Origin of the sequence: Bordetella tumulicola (assembly GCF_965138755.1) — a bacterium.
Classification (GTDB): Bacteria; Pseudomonadota; Gammaproteobacteria; order Burkholderiales; family Burkholderiaceae_B; genus Bordetella_A; species Bordetella_A tumulicola.
The window spans coordinates 241266-265695 of sequence record NZ_CBCSFP010000006.1; the positions used below are offsets into that span (position 1 = coordinate 241266).

22 protein-coding genes are annotated in these 24430 nt (G+C 57.8%); 17 read left to right on the top strand and 5 right to left on the bottom strand.

The window, feature by feature from the left end; genetic code table 11:
- Window positions 1-1359 carry a tRNA uridine-5-carboxymethylaminomethyl(34) synthesis GTPase MnmE gene (mnmE, locus tag ACNAZS_RS16900; RefSeq protein ID WP_415791362.1) on the bottom strand — a complete coding sequence of 453 codons (1359 nt, stop codon included), beginning with the start codon at window positions 1357-1359 and terminating at the stop codon, window positions 1-3.
- Window positions 1360-1542: 183 nt separating this feature from the next.
- Between mnmE and ACNAZS_RS16905 the strand changes: the two genes are divergently transcribed.
- The 11 genes from ACNAZS_RS16905 (at window position 1543) to ACNAZS_RS16955 (ending at window position 13338) form a co-directional block, all read left to right on the top strand.
- Complete coding sequence (locus ACNAZS_RS16905; RefSeq protein ID WP_415791468.1) at window positions 1543-3066, top strand: ABC transporter substrate-binding protein; 1524 nt, start codon at window positions 1543-1545, stop codon at window positions 3064-3066.
- A gap of 18 nt (window positions 3067-3084) precedes the next feature.
- Complete coding sequence (locus ACNAZS_RS16910; RefSeq protein WP_415791364.1) at window positions 3085-4059, top strand: ABC transporter permease; 975 nt, start codon at window positions 3085-3087, stop codon at window positions 4057-4059.
- A complete protein-coding gene (locus ACNAZS_RS16915) occupies window positions 4056-4988 on the top strand; it encodes an ABC transporter permease (RefSeq protein WP_415791366.1) in 933 nt (310 codons plus the stop codon). Before ACNAZS_RS16910 ends, ACNAZS_RS16915 begins: the two co-directional genes overlap by 4 nt.
- A gap of 32 nt (window positions 4989-5020) precedes the next feature.
- Window positions 5021-6025, top strand: a complete 1005-nt coding sequence (locus tag ACNAZS_RS16920; protein ID WP_415791470.1) for an ABC transporter ATP-binding protein — start codon at window positions 5021-5023, stop codon at window positions 6023-6025.
- A complete protein-coding gene (locus ACNAZS_RS16925) occupies window positions 6025-7089 on the top strand; it encodes an ABC transporter ATP-binding protein (protein WP_415791368.1) in 1065 nt (354 codons plus the stop codon). The genes ACNAZS_RS16920 and ACNAZS_RS16925 overlap by 1 nt, the downstream gene beginning before the upstream one ends.
- An 88-nt stretch (window positions 7090-7177) precedes the next feature.
- Window positions 7178-8377 carry a M20 aminoacylase family protein gene (locus ACNAZS_RS16930; protein ID WP_415791370.1) on the top strand — a complete coding sequence of 400 codons (1200 nt, stop codon included), beginning with the start codon at window positions 7178-7180 and terminating at the stop codon, window positions 8375-8377.
- A gap of 123 nt (window positions 8378-8500) precedes the next feature.
- Complete coding sequence (locus tag ACNAZS_RS16935; protein ID WP_415791372.1) at window positions 8501-9406, top strand: TauD/TfdA dioxygenase family protein; 906 nt, start codon at window positions 8501-8503, stop codon at window positions 9404-9406.
- Between the two features lie 2 nt (window positions 9407-9408).
- Window positions 9409-10452 carry an ABC transporter substrate-binding protein gene (locus ACNAZS_RS16940; protein ID WP_415791374.1) on the top strand — a complete coding sequence of 348 codons (1044 nt, stop codon included), beginning with the start codon at window positions 9409-9411 and terminating at the stop codon, window positions 10450-10452.
- Between the two features lies 1 nt (window position 10453).
- Complete coding sequence (locus tag ACNAZS_RS16945) at window positions 10454-11266, top strand: ABC transporter ATP-binding protein (protein ID WP_415791376.1); 813 nt, start codon at window positions 10454-10456, stop codon at window positions 11264-11266.
- A gap of 23 nt (window positions 11267-11289) precedes the next feature.
- Entirely contained in the window at window positions 11290-12165 is an 876-nt protein-coding gene (locus ACNAZS_RS16950) for an ABC transporter permease (protein WP_415791378.1), read from the top strand.
- A gap of 210 nt (window positions 12166-12375) precedes the next feature.
- Entirely contained in the window at window positions 12376-13338 is a 963-nt protein-coding gene (locus ACNAZS_RS16955) for a hypothetical protein (RefSeq protein WP_415791380.1), read from the top strand.
- A gap of 98 nt (window positions 13339-13436) precedes the next feature.
- Here ACNAZS_RS16955 and yidC read toward each other — a convergent pair whose 3' ends face one another.
- The 4 genes from yidC to rpmH form a co-directional block, all read right to left on the bottom strand.
- Window positions 13437-15134 (bottom strand): membrane protein insertase YidC, encoded by a 1698-nt coding sequence (gene yidC / locus ACNAZS_RS16960; protein ID WP_415791382.1) that lies wholly within the window; start codon window positions 15132-15134, stop codon window positions 13437-13439.
- Between the two features lie 61 nt (window positions 15135-15195).
- A complete protein-coding gene (yidD, locus tag ACNAZS_RS16965) occupies window positions 15196-15468 on the bottom strand; it encodes a membrane protein insertion efficiency factor YidD (protein ID WP_415791384.1) in 273 nt (90 codons plus the stop codon).
- Window positions 15469-15472: 4 nt separating this feature from the next.
- Entirely contained in the window at window positions 15473-15853 is a 381-nt protein-coding gene (locus ACNAZS_RS16970) for a ribonuclease P protein component (protein ID WP_415791386.1), read from the bottom strand.
- Between the two features lie 53 nt (window positions 15854-15906).
- Complete coding sequence (rpmH, locus tag ACNAZS_RS16975; protein WP_003800771.1) at window positions 15907-16041, bottom strand: 50S ribosomal protein L34; 135 nt, start codon at window positions 16039-16041, stop codon at window positions 15907-15909.
- A gap of 291 nt (window positions 16042-16332) precedes the next feature.
- Between rpmH and dnaA the strand changes: the two genes are divergently transcribed.
- The 6 genes from dnaA to ACNAZS_RS17005 all read left to right on the top strand — a co-directional run bounded on the left by dnaA (window position 16333) and on the right by ACNAZS_RS17005 (window position 24248).
- On the top strand, window positions 16333-17793 hold the full coding sequence (gene dnaA, locus ACNAZS_RS16980; RefSeq protein WP_415791388.1) for a chromosomal replication initiator protein DnaA: 1461 nt from the start codon (window positions 16333-16335) through the stop codon (window positions 17791-17793).
- Between the two features lie 2 nt (window positions 17794-17795).
- Window positions 17796-18905 (top strand): DNA polymerase III subunit beta, encoded by a 1110-nt coding sequence (gene dnaN, locus ACNAZS_RS16985; protein WP_415791390.1) that lies wholly within the window; start codon window positions 17796-17798, stop codon window positions 18903-18905.
- 94 nt (window positions 18906-18999) lie between these two features.
- Window positions 19000-21453: a DNA topoisomerase (ATP-hydrolyzing) subunit B gene (gyrB, locus tag ACNAZS_RS16990; protein ID WP_415791392.1), complete on the top strand. Its 2454-nt coding sequence runs from the start codon at window positions 19000-19002 to the stop codon at window positions 21451-21453.
- A gap of 305 nt (window positions 21454-21758) precedes the next feature.
- Window positions 21759-22061, top strand: coding sequence for an urease subunit gamma (locus ACNAZS_RS16995; protein WP_415791394.1), 303 nt, complete (start codon window positions 21759-21761; stop codon window positions 22059-22061).
- Window positions 22062-22077: 16 nt separating this feature from the next.
- Window positions 22078-22497, top strand: a complete 420-nt coding sequence (ureB, locus tag ACNAZS_RS17000) for an urease subunit beta (protein ID WP_415791396.1) — start codon at window positions 22078-22080, stop codon at window positions 22495-22497.
- A 32-nt stretch (window positions 22498-22529) separates the two neighbouring features.
- The gene (locus ACNAZS_RS17005) at window positions 22530-24248 is read left to right on the top strand and encodes an urease subunit alpha (protein WP_415791398.1); all 1719 of its coding nucleotides are present in this window, start codon (window positions 22530-22532) and stop codon (window positions 24246-24248) included.
- Window positions 24249-24430: the final 182 nt, after the last annotated feature.

Sequence of the window (24430 nt, forward strand, 5' to 3'; positions counted from 1 at the left end):
TTACTTCCCAATACAAAAACTCGAAAAAATCTCCCCCAGCAGATCATCGCTGGTAAACCGGCCGGTAATACTGCTCAGGCTGTCATGCGCCAACCGCAACTCTTCGGCAAATAGATCCAATACGCGGTCGTCCTGCGCGGCGTGTTCAGTCGCGGTGCTGAGATGCTCGGCGGCGTCTTGTAGTGCGTGTAGGTGGCGTTCTCGTGCCAGCCAGGGGGATTCCGCACCGGGGTTCCAGCCAGCCAATGCAAGGAGCTGATTGCGCAGCTCATCCAGACCCGCGCCTTCGCGAGCGGAAATACCCAATTGCCCTTGAACGGCGACAAAGGGCTGATCCAGCAGATCTACCTTGTTAAATACCGTTAGTAATGGCGTGCGCGCAGGCAAGCGTGCGACGATTTGCGTATCGAGTTCGTCCGCGGGTTGGGTGGCGTCTTGCAGGTGCAGGATAACGTCGGCGCGCTCGATTTCCTTCCAGGTGCGCGCGATGCCGATGCTTTCGACGGTGTCGTCGGTCTCGCGCAGACCGGCCGTGTCGACGATGTGCAGGGGGACGCCGTCGATGTGGATTTCTTGTACGACCTTGTCGCGCGTCGTGCCGGCAATGGGGGTCACGATGGCGATGTCGTCGCCGGCCAGCGCGTTCAAGAGGCTGGATTTTCCTACATTGGGCTTGCCTGCCAGCACCACGTGCAGTCCTTCGCGCAGGATGACGCCCTGGCGGGCCTGGGCGATGAGGGTGTTCAGGTCGGCGGCCAGGGCTTCCAATGTGGGGCGTGCCTGGTATTTTTCGAGAAAATCGATTTCTTCTTCGGGAAAATCCAGGGTGGCTTCGACCAGCATGCGCAGGTGAATGATCCGATCTGACAGGGCATTGACCTGGGCGGAAAATTCGCCGGACAATGAGGCCATCGCGCCGCGGGCGGCTGCTACGGACGATGCGTCAATCAGATCGGCCACGGCTTCGGCCTGAGCGAGGTCCATTCGGTCATTCAGAAACGCGCGACGGGTGAATTCGCCGGGCTCGGCCAGCCGAACACCAAGATCGGCGCCCGCTTCGAGGCAGCGATCCAGAATACGTCGCAAGACGGCGGGGCCACCGTGCCCTTGTAACTCGAGTACGTCTTCGCCGGTATAAGACTGCGGCGCCCGGAAATATAAGGCGATACCTTCGTCCAGTTGTTCGCCGTTGGCAGCCATGAAGGGCAAATAGTGGGCGTGGCGTGGCGTGAGTGCGCGGCCGAACAGATGACGTGCCAGGGCCGATAAATCAGGGCCAGACACCCGAACAACGCCGATGCCGCCACGGCCGGGGGCGGTGGCGATTGCGACGATGGGGACCTGTGTAGACGGGGACATGGGTGATTCATTCAATACGGCAATAAGGGAATATAACTGTTGCGCAGGCAAGTGTTTGCTGGTTAATGTTTGCCGGCAGTCCAACCTACACAGCCACATTGCACAGGCTAGGAGAGCACGATGGCGTCTCATTGGTTACGTTTATTGGCGGGCGGCACACTATCGGCGGCGATCGCGTTAAGCATGATGGCGCCTGCCGCGGCGCGAGATCTGGTGGTAGCGCTCAAAACTGAGCCCAGCTCGATGGATCCGCAATATCACGCGCTGACGCCCAACACGCAGATTTCTCAAACGCTGTTTGATCCGCTGGTGCGTTCTGACTCTAAATTACAGCCGATACCGGCGCTGGCTGAGTCCTGGACCGTGGATGGAAATGTCTGGACATTCAAGCTGCGTCCGAATGTCAAGTTTTCGGATGGCTCGCCGTTTACCGCTGAGGACGTCGTGTTTAGCTACGACCGTATCCCCAAGGTGCCTAATAGTCCGTCACCGTTCACGCTGTATTTGGGTTCGGTCGCCAAGACCGAAGCGGTGGATCCGCTGACGCTGCGTATTACGACCAAAGCGCCCGCGCCGAATCTGCTGATTAATCTGGCGCAGCTGCCGATTCTGTCAAAGACCGCGGCGGCGGGCCCTGCCCCGGAAGGCAAAACGACGACCGAGCTCAATAGCGGCAATGGGTTGGCGGGGACGGGCCCCTATAAATTTGTGTCCTGGAAGCGGGGCGCGGAGTTGGTGTTTGCACGCAATGAGAACTATTGGGGCAAAGCGCCAGAATGGGATCGCGTGATCTATCGTCCAATGTCTAATGCGGCGAGCCGCGTTGCCGCTTTGCTCGCGGGCGACGTGGACTTGATTGAGGATCCTCCCACCGACGACTTGGCCAACCTGAAAAAGAACAAAGATTTGTATGTCCAGGAAACGCCTTCGGTGCGGGTGATGTATGTGGCGATGGACCAGTTTGCCGAGCCCTCGCCAGGGATTCCGGGGCTGACTAAAAATCCGCTAAAGGATAAGCGGGTGCGTGAAGCGCTGTCGCTGGCGATCAACCGCGATGCGATCGTTGACCGCGTGATGGGCGGCGTGGCCAAGGCGGCGGGCAATATGCTGCCAGTCCCCATGTTCGGGGCATCGAAAGCGCGTGCCGAGGCACCCAAGGCCGATGTGGAAAAAGCCAAAGCGCTGTTGAAAGAGGCGGGCTATCCCGACGGGTTTTCAATCACGCTGGGCGCACCCTCAGGTCGTTATGTGAACGACTCCAAGGTCGCGCAGGCAGTGGCTTCCATGTGGTCGCGCATTGGGGTTAAAACGAACGTTGAAGCGCTTGCTCCATCGGTGTTCTTCAAAAAGCGTGATAGCTATGCGTTCAGTGCTTATCTGGCGGGCTGGTCAGTGACCAGCGGCGAAATGTTGAATCCGTTAGCGTCGCTGCTGATGACCCGCAATCCGGATGCCGGCGAAGGCACGACCAACCGGGGTCGTTATTCCAATCCCGAAATGGATAAGCTGGCGCGTGAAGCCGCCGGCACCATGGACGAGGCCAAGCGCGAGGAGTTGCTGATCAAGGCCAGCGACATGGCGATGGACGATTACGCCATGCTGCCGTTGCATTTCGAGCTGTCGGTTTGGGCGATGAAGAACGATATCCGTTATGAGGGTCGACCCGATCAGACCACCTTGGTGCAATACGCGACGTTGAAAAAATAAGCCAGGAGTCGACTCGACGTGCTGGCCACTATCATTCGCAGGTTGTTGCAGACGCTGGTTGTGATGCTGGTCATGTCGGCGTTGGTCTTTGCAGGGATTTATCTGGTCGGCGATCCGATATCGATGCTGGCCAGTCCGGAGGCGACCGATGCCCAGCGTGAGGCGATTCGCGTCTCGCTGGGCTTGGACAAGCCTCTCTGGATGCAGTATCTGGTGTTCCTGGGACACGCGATACAGGGGAATTTCGGAAGCAGTTTTTTAACCGGCGAGCCGGCCATGCGCTTGATTCTGGAGCGCATGCCGGCAACGCTGGAGCTCGCCTGTGTTGCGATGCTGATGTCGGTGCTCATCGGCGTCCCGCTGGGAATTTTGGCGGGCTTGCGTCCCACGGCCGTAGGATCACGCGCCATCATGACGGGATCCGTGCTGGGATTTTCCTTGCCGAATTTTTGGGTCGGGTTGATGCTGATCATGCTGTTCGCCGTCATGCTGGGTTGGCTGCCTGCAAGCGGACGCGGTGATACGGTACCTGTGTTTGGTGTGCAGTTGAGCGTATTGACGCTGGATGGCTGGGCCAGTCTGATTTTGCCTGCGACGACGATTGCGCTGGCCAAGTGCGCCATGATTGTGCGAGTAACGCGCGCGGCTACGCGGGAAGCGCTGCCCATGGACTACATCAAGTTTGCGCGCGCCAAGGGATTGGCGGAAAAGCGCGTGCTGGGCGTGCACTTGCTCAAGAACATCCTGATTCCCATCGTCACCATTGCCGGGCTGGAGTTTGGTCAGGTGGTCGCATTTGCGGTCGTTACCGAGACCGTATTTTCATGGCCGGGCATGGGCAAGCTGTTGATTGATTCTATCGTCAATCTGGATCGCCCCGTGGTGGTGGCCTATTTGATGTTGATCGTATTTTTCCTGGTCACTTTGAATCTCGTGGTGGACATCATCTATACCGTATTGGACCCGCGCGTACGTTTGGAGCGCCGAGCATGACGACGCCGGTTTCCCCGGTGGAGACGGCCGCGCCGTCCCTACCTACCGCTCGGGTAGAGACCCCGCTGCGTCGCTTCATGGTGGATTTCTGTGCCAGTAAATTGGCTTTGCTGGGGGTGTTTCTGCTGCTGTTGACAGTAGGCGCTGCGTTGTTTGCGCCGTGGCTGGCGCCGCAGAATCCGTTTGATATCGCTACGCTGGATATTATGGATTCCAAATTACCGCCGGGCAGTGTCAGTAGCGATGGCAGCATCACGTATTGGTTGGGTACCGATGGTCAGGCACGGGATGTGTTCTCGGCGATTTTGTATGGTATGCGGACCAGCTTGATGGTGGGGGCGATTTCGGTCCTGGCAGCCTTCGCGATTGGGGCGACGGTCGGGTTGATTGCCGCGTATTTTGGGGGGCGGATTGACGCGTTTCTGATGCGCGCAGTGGATATTCAGCTGTCATTCCCAGCGATCTTGGTGGCGTTGATATTGCTGGCCATCCTGGGCAAAGGGGTGGATAAGGTCATCATCGCGTTGGTGGTGGTGCAATGGGCGTACTTTGCGCGTGCGGCGCGTGGCGCGGCCCTGGTGGAGCGCGGTAAAGAATACGTTGAGGCGGCACGATGTCTGTCACTGGGGTGGGGGCGGGTGCTGTTTCGCCATGTTCTGCCTAACTGTATGCCGCCGCTGATCGTGATCGCGACCATTGATTTGGCCCATGCAATTGCCCTTGAGGCCACACTGTCGTTTTTGGGAGTTGGCGTGCCGGTGACCGAACCGTCGTTGGGCATGCTGATCTCGAACGGTTTTGAATACTTGTTGTCAGGGCTGTATTGGATCTCGTTTTTCCCTGGGATCGCCTTGGCGGTCGCCATCATCGGCATCAATCTTGTGGGCGATCACTTGCGTGATGTGTTGAACCCGCATAACGCGGCTTAACCGGTGCACGGGCCATGAGTTCTCCTACCACAATGAGTTCCCCCGAGAGCGTCGAAAGCATGGCCCATGCTAAGCCGCCCGTGCTGGAAGTCCGCGAATTAAAAACCCACTTTTTTACGCGTGCCGGCGTGATCAAGGCCGTGGATGGCGTGGACTTGTCGGTAGGTCCGGGCGAAATTCTGGGGTTGGTCGGCGAGTCGGGTTCTGGCAAAAGTATCACTGGGTTCTCTTTGCTGGGCTTGGTCGACGCGCCTGGTCGGATCGTGGGCGGCGAGATTCGTTTTAATGGGGAGGATCTGCGCGGCGTGACGGCGCAACGCTGGCGTGAGTTGCGGGGCAACGATATCGCGATGATCTTTCAAGATCCCATGATGACGCTGAACCCGGTGCTGCGTGTTGATACGCAAATGGTAGAAACGGTATTGGCGCATCGCCGTGTCAGCCGTGCCCAGGCACATGCCCGCGCACTGGAGGTGTTGACCAAAGTGGGCATTCCCTCGCCGCAGGAGCGATTGCGCGCCTATCCGCATGAGTTATCGGGCGGTATGCGGCAGCGTGTGGCGATCGCGATTGCCCTGTTGAATGATCCACGCCTGATCATTGCCGATGAGCCAACGACGGCATTGGATGTGACCATTCAAGGGCAGATCCTGTACGAGATGCAAAAGCTCTGCCGCGAGACGGGCACCGGACTGATCTGGATTACCCATGATCTGGCGGTCGTCGCTGGCTTGGCGGATCGTGTGGCCGTGATGTACGCGGGCCGCGTGGTGGAGACGGGGACGACAACCGACGTGATCAGTCACGCACTGCATCCGTACACCCATGGCCTGATCGCGTCGATTCCGACGCCGCATACGCGCGGCAAGCCGCTCGATCCGATACCCGGCATGACGCCGTCGCTATTGAATCTGCCAGAAGGCTGTGCGTTCCGTACGCGCTGTAGTCGTGCGACGGATGCCTGTCTACAGGGGCCGCAAGCCGTCGAGCATCGGCCCGGGCATTGGGCGCGTTGCTGGCATGCAGGAGAACGCTAGTGCAGACTGTTGAGCTCGAAAAGCCGGATCCTATCGCTCGCGAGATCACGGCGCCTATCTTGTCGTTGCGGCAGGTCGAGCAACACTTCGTGCAGCCCGTCGATATCGCCGGCCGTATTGCCAATCTGTTCGGCGCTGGCCTGAAGACGTTGGTGGTCCAAGCGGTGGCCGGCGTGGATCTGGAGGTCTATCCCGGCGAGGTGATCGGGATCGTCGGAGAGTCGGGCTGCGGTAAGTCGACGTTGGGTCGGATGGTGTCAGGTATTCTGCCACCGACGCGGGGAGAGATTGATTATCAGGGCACGCCGGTCGCGCAGATGTCGGGCAAGCAGCGGCGTGCCTATGAGCTGGGCGTGCAGATGATTTTTCAGGATCCGTACGCATCACTGAACCCTCGGATGCGAGTGCTGGATATCGTTGGCGAGGCGCCTGTCGCACACGGCCTGATCCGATCAGGTGACAAGGCGAACTATGTGGCTGGGCTCATGCGTCAGGTGGGTCTCGATCCGACGTATGCACAGCGTTATCCCCATCAGTTTTCGGGCGGACAACGTCAGCGTATAGGTATTGCACGCGCCTTGGCGCTTAAACCGTCGATTATTGTGTGCGATGAAGCGGTCGCGGCATTGGATGTGTCGATCCAGGCGCAGGTATTGAATCTGTTCGCGCAATTGCGTCGCGAGCTGGACCTGACCTATCTGTTCATCAGCCATAACCTGAGTGTGGTGAGCCACATTTCTGACCGGGTGGCTATTATGTATTTGGGGCGCATAGTTGAGATTGCGCCCACGGATGAGGTGTTTTCGCGGGCGAATCATCCCTATACACAGGCCTTGCTGAAAGAGCTGCCGGATCTGCGCCCGGGTCGTCGCGATTATCGGCCTATCAAGGGTGAGTTGCCGTCGCCGCTGTCTCCCCCTACCGGCTGTGCTTTTCATCCGCGTTGTCCGCACGCCATGCCACGTTGTGCCACGGAGCGCCCGTTGCTGCGCGCTGTGGCGACCGGCCATGCCAGTGCCTGTCATTTGAACGACGAGCTGTCCGGTCGCTCACCGTCCGGTTAATGCCTGACGTGTGATGGTGATGTGCTAAAAGTTAGACATCCGACGCGGTTTCTTGTTGTCTTGCCTCTATTTGTTTTGCCCTATTGCCATGAAAACTCTAGATGAAATCGAACGTGCCCACGCTGATCTGACCGCTTTGCGACGTGATATTCATGCACATCCCGAACTGGCCTTTCAAGAAACCCGCACCTCGGCGCTCGTGGCCGAGCGTTTGCGCAGTTTGGGTATAGAAGTGCACACGGGGCTCGGAAAAACGGGTTTGGTGGGGGTGCTGAAATCAGGCAACAGTGGCAAGACGGTAGGGCTGCGTGCCGATATGGATGCCTTGCCGATGCCTGAGCACAATCGCTTTGCGCATAAATCGACGATCGCCGGACGTATGCATGGTTGCGGCCATGATGGGCATACGACGATATTGTTAGGAGCGGCGGCGTATCTGGCGAAACACCGGAATTTTGACGGCACCGTGCACTTCATTTTTCAGCCTGCGGAAGAAGGCGGCAATGCGGGCGCGCGCGCCATGATGGACGATGGTCTGTTTGATCGGTTCCCTTGTGATGCGGTGTTTGGGTTGCACAATATGCCAGGCATGCCTGTCAACCAGTTCGGTTTTCGCAGTGGCCCGGCCATGGCGTCGAGCAATCGGTGGGATATCACCATTCGTGGCGTTGGTGGCCATGCGGCGCAACCGCATGCCGCGGTGGATCCCATCGTTATCGCGGCCGATATGGTGCATGCCTTGCAGACCTTGATTTCGCGTAGCAAGGATCCCCTGGCGTCGGCGGTGTTGACGATTACGCAGATTCACGCGGGCGATGCCTATAACGTGATTCCGGGCGAAGCCATTTTGCGTGGCACGGTACGTACCTATACGGTCGAGGTGCTGGACAAGATCGAAGAAGGCATGCGGCGTATCGCCACGACGCTGCCCCAGGTGTATGGCGGGACAGGTGAACTGGATTTCGTGCGCGCGTATCCTCCCCTGGTGAATTGGGAAAAGGAAACCGCGTTCGCCGCGGACGTGGCACGCGAGGTGTTTGGCCAAGAGCAGGTCAACTGCGATATTCCTGCCTTTATGGGTGCGGAAGACTTTTCTTTTTATCTGGAGCAAGTACCGGGTTGTTATCTGTTTTTGGGTAATGGCGAGGGTGACCATCGCATTGCCAGCTATCATGGCATGGGGCCTTGCCAGTTGCATAACCCGAATTACGACTTTAATGATGCGTTGTTGCCGGTTGGCGCCACCTATTGGGTCAAGTTGGTCGAGAGATTCCTGGCCAAGGCATAGTTTGCTTATAAGTTAATAGCTCGATGTTTATATGAGAAAAAGCTCTGATCAAACACCGATAACGTTGTTTGGGTTTGAATAAGGCTTTTGCATAATGGGTCGCTCAGAGTTCCGGAGCGACCCATGTCTACACAAAGCAACGCGGCACGTCTTGATGAGGTGTCCGACGACACCGCCCAGGCATTCGAGGTATTGCCTCTGCCGGGTGGTATCGGTGCGGAAATTGTCGGCATTAACCTCGGGCTCCCGCTAAATACGAGCGATTTTGCGCGCGTGCATCGCGCCCATCTGGATCACCACGTGGTGGTGTTTCGCGATCAACGCATTACGCCGCGGCAGCACATCGACTTTAGTCGCCGTTTTGGCAAGTTGATGATCCACGTGCTGCATCAGTTTCACCTGGCGGGGCATCCCGAGATCCTGATCGTCTCGAACATCATCGAGGACGACAAGCCGGTGGGTCTGGGCGACGCGGGCAAATACTGGCATTCCGATATTTCCTACAAGCCGCTGCCCAGTCTGGGGTCGCTGCTGCATGCGCAGGAATTACCGGCCGAGGGCGGCGATACCTTGTTCGCTGATATGCATCTGGCTTATGACTCGTTGCCCGCGCATCTGCGCCAGGCACTCGACGGTCGTCAGGCGGTGCATTCTTACTTGGCCAAATACGGCCAGATGCAGAAAGAAGCGAATTGGCGCCCTACCCTCAGCGCCGAGCAATTAGCACAGGTCAAAGAGGTCGTGCACCCTGCTGTGCGTATACATCCCGAGACGGGGCGCAAAGCGCTGTTTGTCAGCGAAGGCTTCACCACGCGCATCGAAGGAGTACCCGCCGATGAAAGCCAGCAGATCCTGGATGAGGTTTTTGCGCACAGCGTCAAGCCCGAGCACATTTATCGCCATCAGTGGCGTGATCACGATTTGGTTTTTTGGGACAACCGATCCTTGATTCATTTGGCTGGCGGCACGCCGACGCACTTGCGCCGAAAACTCTACCGAACCACCATTGAAGGCGATCTGCCATTCTAATCATGCCTATTTCTCGAAGTTTTCAGGAACGTGTGGGGCACGCTGTTGGCGCGGGCGTGCTGGCCGTTGTCATTGCAGTGCTGGCGCTTGCATCACCGACGCCGGCTATCGCAGCAGAACGTCTGCGTATCGCGGAGCAGTACGGGATTGTCTATTTGCTGTTGAACGTGGCACGTGATCAGCAATTGATCGAAAAATACGGCAAGCAAGCGGGTGTCGATATCGAGGTCGAGTGGGTCAAACTATCGGGCGGGGCGGCAGTCAATGATGCGCTGCTGTCCGGTGGTGTGGACATCGCGGCAGCGGGCGTCGGGCCCTTGCTGACGATTTGGGATCGCACGCATGGCCGCCAGAACGTCAGAGGCGTCGCGTCGCTGGGTAATTTCCCGTACTACTTGGTGTCGAATAACCCCGCCGTGAAAACCATTGCCGACTTTACGGACAAGGATCGTATTGCCCTGCCGGCAGTCAGCGTATCGGTGCAAGCGCGCGTATTGCAGATGGCCGCGGCAAAGCAATGGGGCGATGCCGAGTTTGCCAAGCTCGACAACATTTCAGTGGCCCTGCCACATCCCGATGCTACGGCGGCGATTATTTCGGGCGGGACGGAGATCACGGCCCATTTCGGCAATCCGCCTTTTCAAAATCAAGAGCTGGCACAGAATCCGGATGCTCACATCGTGCTGAACTCGTACGATGTACTGGGCGGGCCCGCGGCCTCGACCGTGTTGTTCGCAACGGAGAGGTTTCGCAACGAGCATCCTGAGACCTATGGTGCGTTCCTGAAGGCGTTGCTGGAGGCGGCCGAGTTTGTGACTGCGCATCCGCAAGAGGCGGCTGATATCTATCTGCGTGTCACGGGCGCCAAGTTGGATCGCGATTTTCTGATCAAGGTCATTACCGATCCAGAGGTGAAGTTCACGTTGCAGCCAAACAATACCTTGGGCCTGGCGAAGTTCATGCACAAGGTTGGGGCGATCAAGCGTCCGGTCGAAAGGTGGCGTGATTACTTTTTCGACGACCCTGCGATTGGCGAGGGGAGCTGATATGCCCGGCCTCCCATCCCCGTTGCTGCAGGTCCGCGATCTCACCCTGGAATACAAGACGCCGCAGCGCCGCGTCCGTGCGACACACGAGGTCAGCTTCGATGTCTATGACGGTGATCGGTACATTCTGCTGGGGGCATCGGGGTGCGGAAAATCGACGCTGCTCAAGGCGATTGCGGGGTTTGTGCCGCCCGCCTCCGGACAGATTTTGCTGGATGATAAGGCGGTCGCGGGCCCGGGCCCGGACCGCATCGTGGTGTTCCAGGAGTTCGATCAACTGCCTCCGTGGAAAACCGTGTTGCACAACGTGGTGTTTCCACTGGTGGCGACAGGGAAACTGCGTCGTGCCGAGGCGCATGAGCGTGCCCTGCATTACCTGGACAAAGTCGGGTTGGCCGCGTTTGCAGATGCTTACCCGCATACGCTGTCGGGTGGCATGAAGCAGCGCGTGGCGATTGCCCGCGCGCTGGCCATGCAGCCGCGCGTGTTGTTGATGGATGAACCGTTTGCGGCGCTCGATGCATTGACGCGCCGCAAGATGCAGGAAGAGCTGCAAGCCTTGTGGGAAGACGCGCATTTCACGTTGTTGTTTGTGACGCACTCTATCGAAGAAGCGCTGGTGCTAGGCAATCGTATTTTGCTGTTGTCGCCGCATCCGGGCCGGGTCCGTGCCGAACTGAATGCGCACCAGTTCAATCTGCGCAGCCAAGGGTCCGCGGCATTTCAATCTGCCACGCGACGCATTCATGACCTGCTGTTTGATGCGCCTTCGCATCAAGATTCTGATCAAGAAACGCAGCGGCTCGCCGCTTGATTTACCTAACCAAGGAATGTGCCATGACGCTAGGCGCAGAGGGTGCCTTGGCGCGCCCGGAAGTCGAATACGTATTGCCCCCTGTACCGGGATTGGCCGCCGAGGCGCCTCTGCCCTGGTACGAACGCTTGCGGCAACATGCGGCGTTTCGCAAGACATTGATCCTGCTGGCGCTGGCCCTGCTGTGGGAGGCGGCGGCCCGCTATACCGATAACGATTTGCTGTTGCCCGGGGCCTGGCAGACAGCTCAAGCCTTTGTACACGGGATGATCGACGGAGAGTTGCCGGCGCGTGCGCTGCAATCGCTGTTGGTGTTGCTAAAGGGCTATGCCGCCGGCATTGTGTTGGCCTTCTTGTTGACGACGCTGGCGGTCTCGACGCGCGTGGGCCGCGACATTTTGTCGACCTTGACGGCCATGTTCAACCCCTTGCCCGCGATTGCTTTGCTGCCGTTGGCTTTGCTGTGGTTTGGTTTAGGTGAAGGCAGCTTGGTGTTTGTGCTGATTCACTCGGTCTTGTGGGCGCTGGCGTTGAATATTTATTCGGGGTTCCTGGCGGTCCCGGAAACGTTGCGCATGGCGGGTCGCAATTATGGGTTACAGGGACCGCGCTATGTGCTGAGTATTTTGGTGCCCGCCGCCCTGCCCGCAATCGTCGCCGGGTTGCGTATCGGCTGGGCCTTTGCCTGGCGTACGCTCATTGCTGCAGAGCTGGTGTTTGGGACATCCAGCGGCAAGGGTGGCTTGGGCTGGTATATCTTCCAGAACCGCAACGAGCTCTATACCGATCGCGTCTTTGCGGGCCTGGCCGCCGTGGTGATTATCGGGTTGGTGGTAGAAAATCTGGTTTTCAATACGCTGGAGCGGGTCACGGTGCGGCGTTGGGGGATGCAGCGCTAACCTGGCCTCGTTAGCCCGCCTGTTGGTGGCCTTCGGCTATTTCAAGCGCAGCGCGGCGGCGTGAACAGATTGAGTGAGTTGCCTGATGTTAAGGATACAAATCAAGTTTCCTCGTTGATATTTTTTAGCTAGAGATTGGTGTGGCCAGGATGGAACTACGGTAATCGGGGTGTTACTTACACCACACGTATTACATTTCAGGAACTAGGTATGGCCATATCTATCGACAATTACGCGTTTAATGAGTCGCGCATTCAGACCATTCTCAATTCGAAATCGTTAGCCGACGCCCAGCGCATGGGGATCATCGACTACGTCATGGATTTTCTGCGTGGCTGGGTTAAGCATGCGCAGATTCAGAAACTTTTCGAGCAGATAGATGATCTTTCAGCTGGACTCGATTCGGAGGTTGAGCGCTTGGTGCGTTTCGAGACACTTCGGGGGTTGGCCGCACAACATCATCTCGATAAATTCAGGGTGGATGTGTCGATAGCGCTTGATCGAAGCGCCTGGAGCTATACGTTTTCTGTGGGCGATAGACAGATATTCGCGAAAGAGAATATCGCCTTGGATTGTGAACGGGGCGATTACGATGTGTACCTGGAGGCTGCCAGACGGAATAGTTCTGCCATGCCCGACGAAGCATCTCATCACGCGCCCGCCACTAATGTCGCGGCCTTAAAACGCGACATGGCGGCTTTTCTCAAGGAGGAACTCTTTGAAAAGGAAAACGAGCCTATTGGGTTCTATTTGGCGGATGCGGTGATCACTAACCTCAAGGATCTTGCGCACGACGACCCAATTTGGCGTGGCGAGCCAGGCAACGGAGGCGCGTTCAAGCGTCGAATGAGGGAGGAGATTTTTCCCCACGAAGACCGGGCTGCTGTTATGGAATATTTGTCGGGTGATCGAACCTATACTGACACGCAAAAATCAGCACTGATTGATCTGTTAGTGATCACCGACAAGGAACATCAATACCGGGCGTTCGCCGAGATCTACTGTGACAACAGGCAGCTCGATTTTTCCAAGATTGCATTCGCAGATAATCACTTTTATATCGATGGCAAGGATACGGACTTTATTCCTGGCGACGGGAACTGCTTGTTTCATTGCCTGGACTATCTGCAACAACAAAAGGACGTCGCCGCCAGAATCTCTGCGTATGTGTAGAACATACCGACCTGCGTAAAACAAAAATCCCCAGCCTTGAGCTGGGGATTTTGCTATGTGGGCCGNGCGCCACGAGATGGCGCGCGTGGCGGTGACCGCTATCGGTTCGCTGCTGCCGCCGCTTTGCGTTCAATGCCGCGAGTGATCGTCCACTGTTGTGCGATCGACAAGGTGTTGTTGACGCACCAGTACAGCACCAGACCCGCCGGGAAGAAGAACATCATCCCGCCAAAGACCAGCGGCATGATCATCATGACCTTGGCCTGGATGGGATCCGGAGGCGTGGGGTTCAGTCTGATCTGCAGGAACATGGTAGCCATCATCACGGCGGGCAGGATGAAGTACGGGTCACGCACCGACAGGTCGTGTACCCAGAGAATCCAGGGGGCGCCCCGCATTTCGACGCTGGCCAATAACACCCAGTACAGGGCGATGAACACCGGAATCTGAACCACCATGGGCAAGCAGCCGCCCAACGGATTGATTTTTTCGGTGCGATACATCTCCATCATGGCCTGGTTAAGTTTCTGGCGATCGTCGCCAAATTTCTCTTTCAGGGCCTGCAGGCGAGGCGCGACTTGTTTCATGCGCGCCATCGAGCGGTAGCTGGCCGCGGCCAGCGGGAAAAACACCGCTTTGATGATGACGGTCAGGGCGACGATGGACCAACCCCAGTTGCCCAGCAAGCCGTGCAGCCACGTCAGCAACAAGAACAGGGGTTTGGCGATGATGGTCAGCCAGCCGTAGTCAACGACGAGATCCAGACCCGGGGCCAGTGCGCTCATGGCTTTCTGGTCTTGGGGGCCTACCCATAGGTGGGAGTCGACCTGCGTGGTTGCGCCAGGTTGTACGGCACCGACGGCTTCGATGCTGCGCGCGGCGTACAGGTTAGGCTGGACTTGCAGCAATTCGTTGCTGCGGGGTTTGCCTTCAGGAGGGACCCATGCCGTCGCAAAGTAGTGCTGAACGATTGCCAACCAGCCATTATCCGTCTGCCGAATGTAGTCGCCCTTGTTTTTGGCGATGTCCGAGAAGGTGACTTTTTGGAATTTGTCTTGCTCGGAGTAGACCGCAATGCCGGTAAACGTGTGATAGAAACTGGACGTATCGGCCGGGTCGTTACCATCACGCTCGAGCTGCAGATACAGCGAGGGAGATAACGGCTGGCCGGAGGTGTTGGTCAGCGCATGCTGGACGGCGATGTCGTAACGGCCACGGTGCAGCGTGTAGGTCTTGACGACCTTGAGGCCGCCGGATTCGGCTTCGAACGAGACATTCAGCGTGTCACCGGACAGTTCGCGCTCGCTCGAGACAAAACGGAACGGCGTCAGGTGATTCGGGAAGCTCTGTCCCTCGGCGGCGCCTACCAGACCGGATTGCACCACGTAGGTAAGCTCAGGAGACCGATCGAGCAGCACGGTCGGCTTGTTGGGCTGGCCGGCGGTCGGGTATTTCAGTAGCTCGGCGCGGACGAGCTGGGCACCGGCCGGGTCGAAAGTCAGCCGCAGCACGTCAGTCGTAATGACGACGGATTCGGTCGACGACACGGCAGCCGGTGCGGTGCTCGCGCCGGGTACGGTGCTGGTTGCGGCGGCTGCCGTGGCAGGTGCCGTTGGCACCGACGGCGTCGCGGCTTGCCCGTCGGCGCCTGCCTGCGGTGCGGCGGGGGATTCTGAGCTGGCTGCGGGAGGCGTGCCAAAGAGCGACGGTTTGCCGCTGTGGACTTGCCAGTTGTTCCACAGGAGCAACAGCGAGAAGGAGAAGATCATCCAGAGGATGGTTCGTCGGATATCCATGGTGCCTACGGTAGGTTTGCGGGCTGGCCGAAAAAGGAGCGGCAAACCCACAAGTTTAGCGTCAATTGGGATCCGTGCGGCGATGATGTGCGCAGCACGAGGCCCCATCGGAGTGGTTCGAAGGCGGAACCGGGTCGTATCCCCCGGGTGACCAAGGGTGGCAGCGGCCAATGCGGCGCGCCGCCAGCCACCCGCCGCGCCATGCGCCATGTTGCTCAATCGCCTGGATCGCGTAGGCCGAGCAGGTCGGGGTGAACCGGCACTGCCGCCCCAGCCACGGGCTGAGGAAAAATCGGTAAAACCGGATCGGCGCGATTAGCAAGGCCTTGATCATGACGTCATTCCCGTGGCTTGACGCGCGATAAGTGAGCGTCCACTTCGGCGCGTGCCTGCCGTTTCAGGGCAGTCAGGGACGTCGGGGTCAGCTTGCTGTGCAAGCGCAGGACGTAGTCTTGCGCGGGCAGTTGCAATCGACGATGACGGAAGGCCTCGCGGATGACTCGCTTTAAGGCGTTGCGGGTCGACGCATGTGCGGCAAAGCGTTTGGCAATGACCATGCCCAGACGTGCTTGAGCGGCTTGACCTGTGGGCAAGCCACTGGGCGCGGCGGCACTGAGAATGAAGAAAGCCCCTCGGGCCAACCGTCGACCTTTTAGAGCGACAGCAAACTCAGAGGGGCGATGCAGCCGCGCCTCTGGGGGAAGCGTGGCGCGCGGCATGAACGAACAACCGAGGTCGATACGCGAAAAACGAAAGACCAGGGCGGCTGGCGTTAGACGGCCAGGCGCTTGCGGCCCTTGGCGCGGCGAGCGTTCAGCACGGCACGACCGCCGCGGGTTTTCATGCGCACGCGAAAGCCGTGGGTGCGCTTGCGGCGGGTAACTGAAGGTTGGTAGGTGCGTTTCATGGACGATCCACAAAAAGAACAAAAGTCAGAAGGGACCTGCCCGACGGGTTCCTGGCCATACAAATGCGTACATGCATTTGTATGGCACATTACATTAACACCGGAGGTAAGACCCTCGGCGTAGAGATAAAAGGAACCTTCTGACAGACAGAATTCGGAAAAGCCCATTATTTCAGCAAGTTTTCTCTGCTTTGTCAAACAGTTACGCCAACGACTGGGGGACGGGACGCGATCTGCCTGTGGATAACCTGCCCTCAACCAAGGTAGAATCGAGGTTTGAATAAGAGCGACATGAAAGAATTTTGGCAGACCTGCGTCAGTCGTCTAGAGCAGGAACTCCCCCCACAGCAAATCAGTGCCTGGATACGGCCGCTGGTACCACTTGCGTACGACGAAGCGCAGGCCGTGTTGCGCGTATCCGCTCCCAACCGGTTTAAGCTGGATTGGGTGCGCAAGAACTTTTCTCACCAAATCGAAGCGCTGGCAGCGGAATGGTTTCAGCGCCCGGTGCAGGTATCGTTTGAGCTGCCGGCCAACGGCACGGTGGCGCGCATACCCATCGCGGCTCGAGCGGGCTCTGTACCCAGCGCCGCGCCACCAGGTCCGGTCGCTGTCGGCGCCGCGATTGCCGCGGCGGCGCCGCAAGCGCCAGCGGCCGCTGCATTAGCCGCCCCGACGACGCAAGTCGCCGCGGCGCTGCAGGCCGATGCCGCCGGCGTGGTGTACGAACGTTCGCGCCTGAACACCGATTTAACCTTCGAGAACTTTGTCACTGGCAAGGCCAACCAACTCGCGCGCGCGGCGGCGTTGCAGGTGGCCGAAAATCCCGGCATTTCCTACAACCCGCTGTTTTTGTACGGTGGCGTGGGGTTGGGCAAGACTCACTTGATTCATGCCATTGGCAATGCCATGGTGGCGGCAGGTACAGGGGTGCGTGTCCGTTATGTCCATGCGGATCAGTACGTGTCCGACGTGGTCAAGGCCTATCAACGCAAAGCGTTTGACGATTTCAAGCGTTACTACCACTCGCTGGATCTGCTGCTGATCGACGATATTCAGTTTTTCTCCGGCAAGAGCCGCACACAAGAAGAATTCTTCTATGCGTTTGAGGCCATGGTGGCGCAGCGCAAGCAGATCATCATTACCAGCGATACGTATCCCAAAGAACTGGCCGGTATCGACAGCCGTTTGATCTCGCGCTTTGACTCGGGCCTGACGGTCGCTATCGAGCCGCCCGAGCTGGAAATGCGCGTCGCCATTTTGCTGCGCAAGGCCGAGTCCGAAGGCGTGCCCATGCCCGAAGAGGTGGCCTTCTTTATCGCGAAGCATTTGCGCAGCAATGTGCGCGAACTCGAAGGCGCGTTGCGCAAGGTACTGGCCTACGCCCGCTTTCACGGCCGCGACGTGGTGTCGGTCGACGTATGTAAAGAGGCGCTGAAAGACCTGTTGTCCGTATCGAACGGACAAATCACGGTGGAAAATATCCAAAAAACCGTGGCTGATTTTTACAAAATCAAGGTCGCCGACATGTATTCGAAACGACGCCCGGCCAATATTGCTATGCCGCGCCAGGTCGCGATGTACCTGGCCAAGGAGCTCACTCAAAAAAGCCTGCCCGAAATCGGTGATCTGTTCGGTGGACGTGACCATACGACCGTACTGCATGCGGTACGCAAGATTTCCGATGCCCGCGCCAAGCAGGCAGAGCTGAACCATACCCTGCACGTGTTGGAACAAACTCTAAAAGGATGAACATGCAACTCGTACAAACCTCGCGCGATGCATTGCTGAAACCGCTGTCGACAGTGGCGGGAATCGTCGAAAGACGCCATACCCTGCCCATCCTGGCGAACATCCTCATGCGCAAGGAAGGCAGCAAGGTCGCCTTTATCGCGACCGACCTCGAAGTGCAAATCACGACGCATGCGGATTTCGGTGTTGGCCAGGACAACGAGTCCACCACTGTGGCAGCGCGCAAGCTGCTGGATATTTTGAAAGCGTTGCCCGATACGGGCGAAATCAAACTGGGATTGGCCAGCAATAAGCTGTCGGTGCAGGCGGCAAAGAGCCGCTTTGCGTTGCAAACCCTGGCCGCCAGCGAATTTCCCACCGTCGCACAGCCCGAAAAATGGGATGTCTCGCTGACCCTGCCGCAACGTACGTTGCGTCATTTGCTGAACATGGTGCACTTTGCCATGGCGCAACAGGACATTCGTTATTACCTGAACGGCATGCTGCTGGTGTTCGAGGCCGGGCATATCCGTGCCGTGGCGACCGATGGCCATCGTCTGGCGCATTGCGCCACCGAGGCTGAGGGCATCGCTGAACGCCACGAAGTCATTGTGCCGCGCAAGACCGTGCTGGAAATGCAGCGTTTGCTCGAAGACTCCGACGAGCCCGTCTCGATTGATGTGGCGCCGGGTCAGATTCGTTTCCGTTTCGGCGAAGTCGAGCTCGTGTCCAAGCTGGTCGAAGGCAAGTTTCCCGATTTCACGCGTGTGATTCCTTCGAACTACACGCGCCAGTTTGTGATCAATCGCGAGGCCCTGCAAGGCAGCTTGCAACGCGCCGCCATTTTGACGACGGATAAGTTCAAGGGCGTGCGACTGCAATTGGCGCAGAATGTGATGAAGATTTCATCTTCGAACGCCGAGCAAGAAGAAGCCCAGGAAGAACTCGACATCGATTACGGTTACGAGCCCCTGGACGTGGGTTTCAACGTCAGCTATTTGTTGGACGTTCTATCCAACGTCAAGACTGAAAACATTCAGTGGTCAGTGATGCCGGATGCCAATGCGTCGGCATTGATTACCCTGCCCGATGATGATCAGTTCAAGTACGTCGTCATGCCCATGCGGATTTAATCCGCGTCATGGGTTGATGTCGTGGGGGCGAGTATGTACCCGCCTGCCACGCTCTGGCCGTTAGGCCGTCTTTTGAAGTGTTAGCGATACAAACATGTCAGATCAGCAGAACAGCAATCCCGAGAACACCGGCTACGGCGCCGATTCGATCAAGATGCTCAAAGGGCTGGAGGCCGTGCGCAAGCGCCCCGGCATGTACATCGGCGATACCTCCGACGGCACCGGCCTGCATCACATGGTGTTCGAGGTCGTTGATAACGCCATCGACGAAGCGCTGGCCGGCCATTGCGACGACATCGTGGTCACGATCCACACGGATAACTCGATCTCGGTGACCGATAACGGTCGTGGCATTCCGACAGACATCCACAAGGATGACGAATTTGGCCGTAGTGCGGCGGAAATCGTCATGACGGAATTGCACGCCGGAGGCAAGTTCGACCAAAACTCGTACAAAGTGTCCGGTGGCTTGCACGGGGTGGGTGTGTCGTGCGTCAACGCATTGTCCGAGTGGCTGCGCCTGACGATTCGTCGCAATGGCCAGGTGCATCAGATGGAGTTCCGCCAGGGTGCACGCGTCGCGCCGCTCTCGGTCACGGGCACGACCGACAAACGTGGTACCGAAGTCCGATTTCTGGCTGATCCGGTTATCTTCAATAACATCGAGTACCACTACGATATTTTGTCCAAGCGCTTGCGCGAGTTGTCGTTCCTGAATAATGGCGTGAAGATCCGTTTGGTGGATCAGCGTCAGGGCAAGGAAGAAAACTTCGCGTTTTCGGGCGGTGTGCGTGGCTTCGTGGAATACATCAATCGTTCCAAGACCGTGTTGCATCCGAACGTGTTCGCCGTGTCGGCCGAGTCCAGCGCGGGCGGAGTACCGGTTGGTGTGGAAGTCGCCATGCAATGGAACGACACGTACGGCGAAACGGTGTTGTGCTTCACCAACAACATTCCGCAGCGTGATGGTGGCGCCCACATGACGGGTCTGCGCGCTGCCATGACGCGCATTATCAACAAGTACATCGCAGACAACGAGCTGGCAAAAAAGGCCAAGGTCGAAACGTCGGGCGATGATATGCGCGAAGGCTTGGCTTGCGTATTGTCGGTCAAGGTGCCTGAGCCCAAGTTCAGTAGTCAGACCAAAGACAAGCTGGTGTCCAGCGAAGTGCGGCCGGCCGTCGAAGACGCCGTGGCACGTACGCTGGAAAGCTGGCTGTTGGAAAACCCCAACGACGCCAAGGCACTGTGCGGCAAGATCGTCGAGGCTGCGCGCGCGCGTGAGGCGGCTCGTAAGGCGCGTGAAATGACGCGTCGCAAGAGCGTGCTGGAGGGGGCGGGCCTGCCTGGCAAGCTGGCAGACTGCCAGGAAAAAGATCCGGCATTGTGCGAGCTGTACATCGTCGAGGGTGACTCGGCAGGCGGCTCGGCCAAGCAAGGCCGCGATCGTAAGTTCCAGGCCATCCTGCCGCTGCGCGGCAAGGTGCTGAACGTGGAAAAAGCGCGCTTTGATCGCTTGATTGCCAGCGAGCAGATCGCAACATTGATTACGGCGCTGGGAACCAGCATCGGGCCGGATTTCAACGTTGACAAATTGCGTTATCACCGCCTCATCATCATGACTGACGCGGACGTCGACGGTGCGCACATTCGTACGCTGTTGCTGACGCTGCTGTACCGTCAGATGCCCCAGCTGCTCGAGCGTGGCTATGTGTATATCGCCCAGCCGCCGCTGTACAAGGTCAAGGTTGGCCGTGATGAGCGTTATCTGAAAGACGACCAGGAAGAAGCGCAGTTCATGCTGCAGTTGGCACTGAAAGACGCACAACTGATTCCATCACAAGGCGCGGCCCCGATCACGGGGGAGGCCTTGGCCGAGTTGGCGCGTCAATATGTGCTGGCCGATGCCGTGATCGCGCGCTTGTCGCGTTTGTTCGATGTGGATGCGTTGTCGGCCATGGCCGAGGGCGCGGAAATCGATCTGTCGTCGGGTGAGGCTGCGACTGCGTCGGCTGAACGGTTGACGGATGCGTTGCGTGATGCGATCTCTGGCAATGGGGTGAAAGTCAGTGCCGAATTTGACGAGGTGAACGAACAGTATCGTTTGATGGTACGCCGTATGCATCACGGCAATGTGCGCGTGAGCGTCATCGATGCCGATTTCGTTAATGGCGCGGATTACGCGGTGCTGGTCAAGTCTGCCAAGACGTTCCTGGGCTTGCTCGGCGCGGGCGCCGTGGTGGCACGTGGCGAAGGCGACAAGCGCAAAGAACAGTTTGTCAGCGACTTCCGCGAAGCCATGCAATGGCTACGTAGCGAGGCCGAGCGCGGTGTTTCCAAACAACGCTACAAAGGTCTGGGTGAAATGAACCCCGAGCAACTCTGGGAGACCACCATGGATCCCAAGGTGCGCCGTCTGCTGCGGGTGAAGATCGAAGACGCGATTGCGGCGGACGAAGTCTTTACTACGCTGATGGGCGACGATGTCGAACCCCGCCGGGCGTTTATCGAAACGCACGCGTTGTCCGCATCGAATATTGACGCGTGACCGTGTAACAGCCTATTGAGATCCGGATTTTTCCGAGTCACGGTAGATTGCGCAAAAAAAGCTGCCCACGGGCAGCTTTTTTAATTGGTTCCATCATTCGTAACGGTTGTGATAGGGCGAGTCAAATCTCGCAAACTAATTTAGAATCGATGTAACTGTGTCAAACAAACCGCATCGAGGCGCTATGTCGCTTTGGCGTGCGCCAAACGATACGAAGTCCGGAGTCGCCTGCTTGCTGAAGGCATACGAACGTTTCAGCATGCGGGGCAGTCAACTGCACCCGTTAACCTAACAGGAGGTCGTCTATGCACTTCACCCCTCGGGAAGTCGACAAATTACTGATTTATATGTTGGCACAGGTCGCCCAGAGTCGTAAAGACCAGGGCTTGAAGCTGAATCATCCCGAAACGGTATCGCTGATTTCGGTCGCCGCTTTGAATGGCGCGAGGGAAGGAAAAAAACTTGAAGAAGTCATGGAACTTGCCAGACACGTCCTAACGCGTGAGGACGTGATGGAAGGGGTTCCGGAAATGATTCCCTATGTACAGGTGGAGGCGGTTTTCACCGATGGAAGCCGCCTTGTCACGGTTCACAACCCGATTGCCTGAGCGAAAGGAGCCACAAATGGAAAAGAACAAAAAGTCAGGCAAAGTTGCTGTTGGCGGAATTATATTCGGCAAAGGCGACATTGAATTCAACGCCGGGTACCCCGTCACGGAATTGACGGTTCGAAATACTGGGGATCGCCCTATCCAGGTGGGCTCGCATTTTCATTTTTTTGAGGTCAACTCATGGCTGGAGTTTGACCGCGAAAAGGCTTTTGGGATGCGTCTGAACATCCCCGCGACGACCGCACTGCGCTTTGAGCCGGGCGACGAAAAAAAAGTGAGCTTGGTTCCCTATCAAGGCAAGCAGCGTGTGCTGGGTTTCAACAACTTGGTGGACGGATGGGTGGGAGATGTCAACTACGACAGCTACCGTCCCCGCCTCACGGATGCCGTTGAACGGGCCGCACGCTACGGCTTCAAAAGCAAAGTCGACTGACTAAGCCTTTCACAAGATAGGGAGTGCACGAGATGGCAAAGATTTCGAGACAGCAGTACGCGGATCTCTACGGTCCCACCGTAGGCGACAAAATTCGCCTTGGTGATACGGATCTATACGTCGAGATCGAAAAAGATCTGCGTGTCTATGGCGAGGAGGCGGTATACGGTGGCGGCAAGACGCTGCGCGATGGAATGGGCTACGACAATGAGCTCACCAGTGCGGCGGGCGCCCCTGATCTGGTCATTACCAATGTGACGATTATCGATGGTGTGATGGGCGTCATCAAGGCCGATGTCGGGGTCAGGCAAGGCCGCATATGTGGTATCGGGAAAGCCGGCAATCCATCTACCATGTCGGGAGTTACGCCAGGGCTGGCGCTCGGATCCGCCACTGAAGCCATATCGGGCGAACATCTGATTCTGACCGCCGGCGGGATTGACGCTCACGTTCACTTCATCGCCCCGCAACAGGCTCAGGCGGCGTTGAGTAATGGCGTCACGACGCTGTTTGGTGGGGGCGTCGGGCCGACCGATGGCACCAACGGAACGACGATTACGCCGGGTACCTGGAATATCGAGATGATGCTTCGCTCATTCGATACGTGGCCCGTCAACGCCGGGGTGCTTGCTAAAGGGAACTGCTCAACATCTGCGCCCTTGGTCGAACAGCTGCACGCGGGGGCAATGGGCTTCAAAATACACGAGGACTGGGGGTCGACACCCGGAGCCATTCGTAGTGCGCTTTCAGTCGCCGATATCCACGACGTTCAAGTCTGCATTCACACTGACACGCTCAACGAGGCAGGCTTCGTCGAGAACACGATTGCGGCATTTGAAGGGCGAACGATCCACACGTACCACACTGAAGGCGCCGGTGGCGGCCATGCACCGGACATCATCCGCGTGGCATCGCTGTCCAATGTCATCCCCAGCTCTACCAATCCTACGTTGCCCTACGGGATCAACTCGCAGGCGGAACTGTTCGATATGACAATGATTTGTCATAACCTCAATCCGCGTATTCCGACGGACGTCGCCTTCGCCGAAAGTCGCGTGCGTGTGGAAACCATCGCCGCCGAGAATGTCCTGCACGACATTGGGGCGATCTCGATTCTCTCAAGTGATAGCCAGGCCATGGGGCGCGTGGGTGAAAACTGGACGCGAACCATTCAGACGGCACACCTGATGAAGCACAGGATGGGTGCTTATGACGGCGATCGATCGGGCAACGATAACCAGCGTGTGCTGCGATTTGTCTCCAAGGTCACCATCAACCCTGCCATCGCGCAAGGCGTCAGTCACGTTATCGGGTCAGTCGAAGTCGGAAAAATGGCAGATCTGGTTTTGTGGGAGCCAGCATTCTTCGGTGCGAAACCGAAATTAGTCATCAAGGGCGGCATCATTTCCTGGGCGCTGATGGGCGACCCTAATGCCTCACTGCCCACGCCGCAGCCGGTCATCTACCGACCGATGTTCGGCACGATGGGCTCGACGGTGTCCAAGACCCGCGTGACCTTTACATCGCATGCTGCGTTCGAAGACGGAATTGTTGATCGCTACCAACTCCAGTCCCAAGTCATGCCGGTCTACAACACGCGGTCGATCTCCAAGCAGTCTATGGTGAGGAATTCGGCTCAGCCGTCGATCGAAGTGAACCCCGAGACCTTCGCGGTCAAGGTCGACGGCAAGCATGCAACCATTGAGCCCGCCGAGACCTTGCCTTTGAACCAGCTGTATTTCTTTAGCTAAAGAGGTTCATGCATGCGGGCGTTGGATGGGATTGGGGGTCGGCGTAGGGGGGGTGAGATCATTGATCCGGTGGCAGATCGGAACGTCCATTGCAAGTCGCATTAACGCGCGTCTCAAGATCGGAGCGGTCTTCATCAACGTATCGGACGCGTTCTTCTTAGCCTATCTCGCAACCGCGTGTC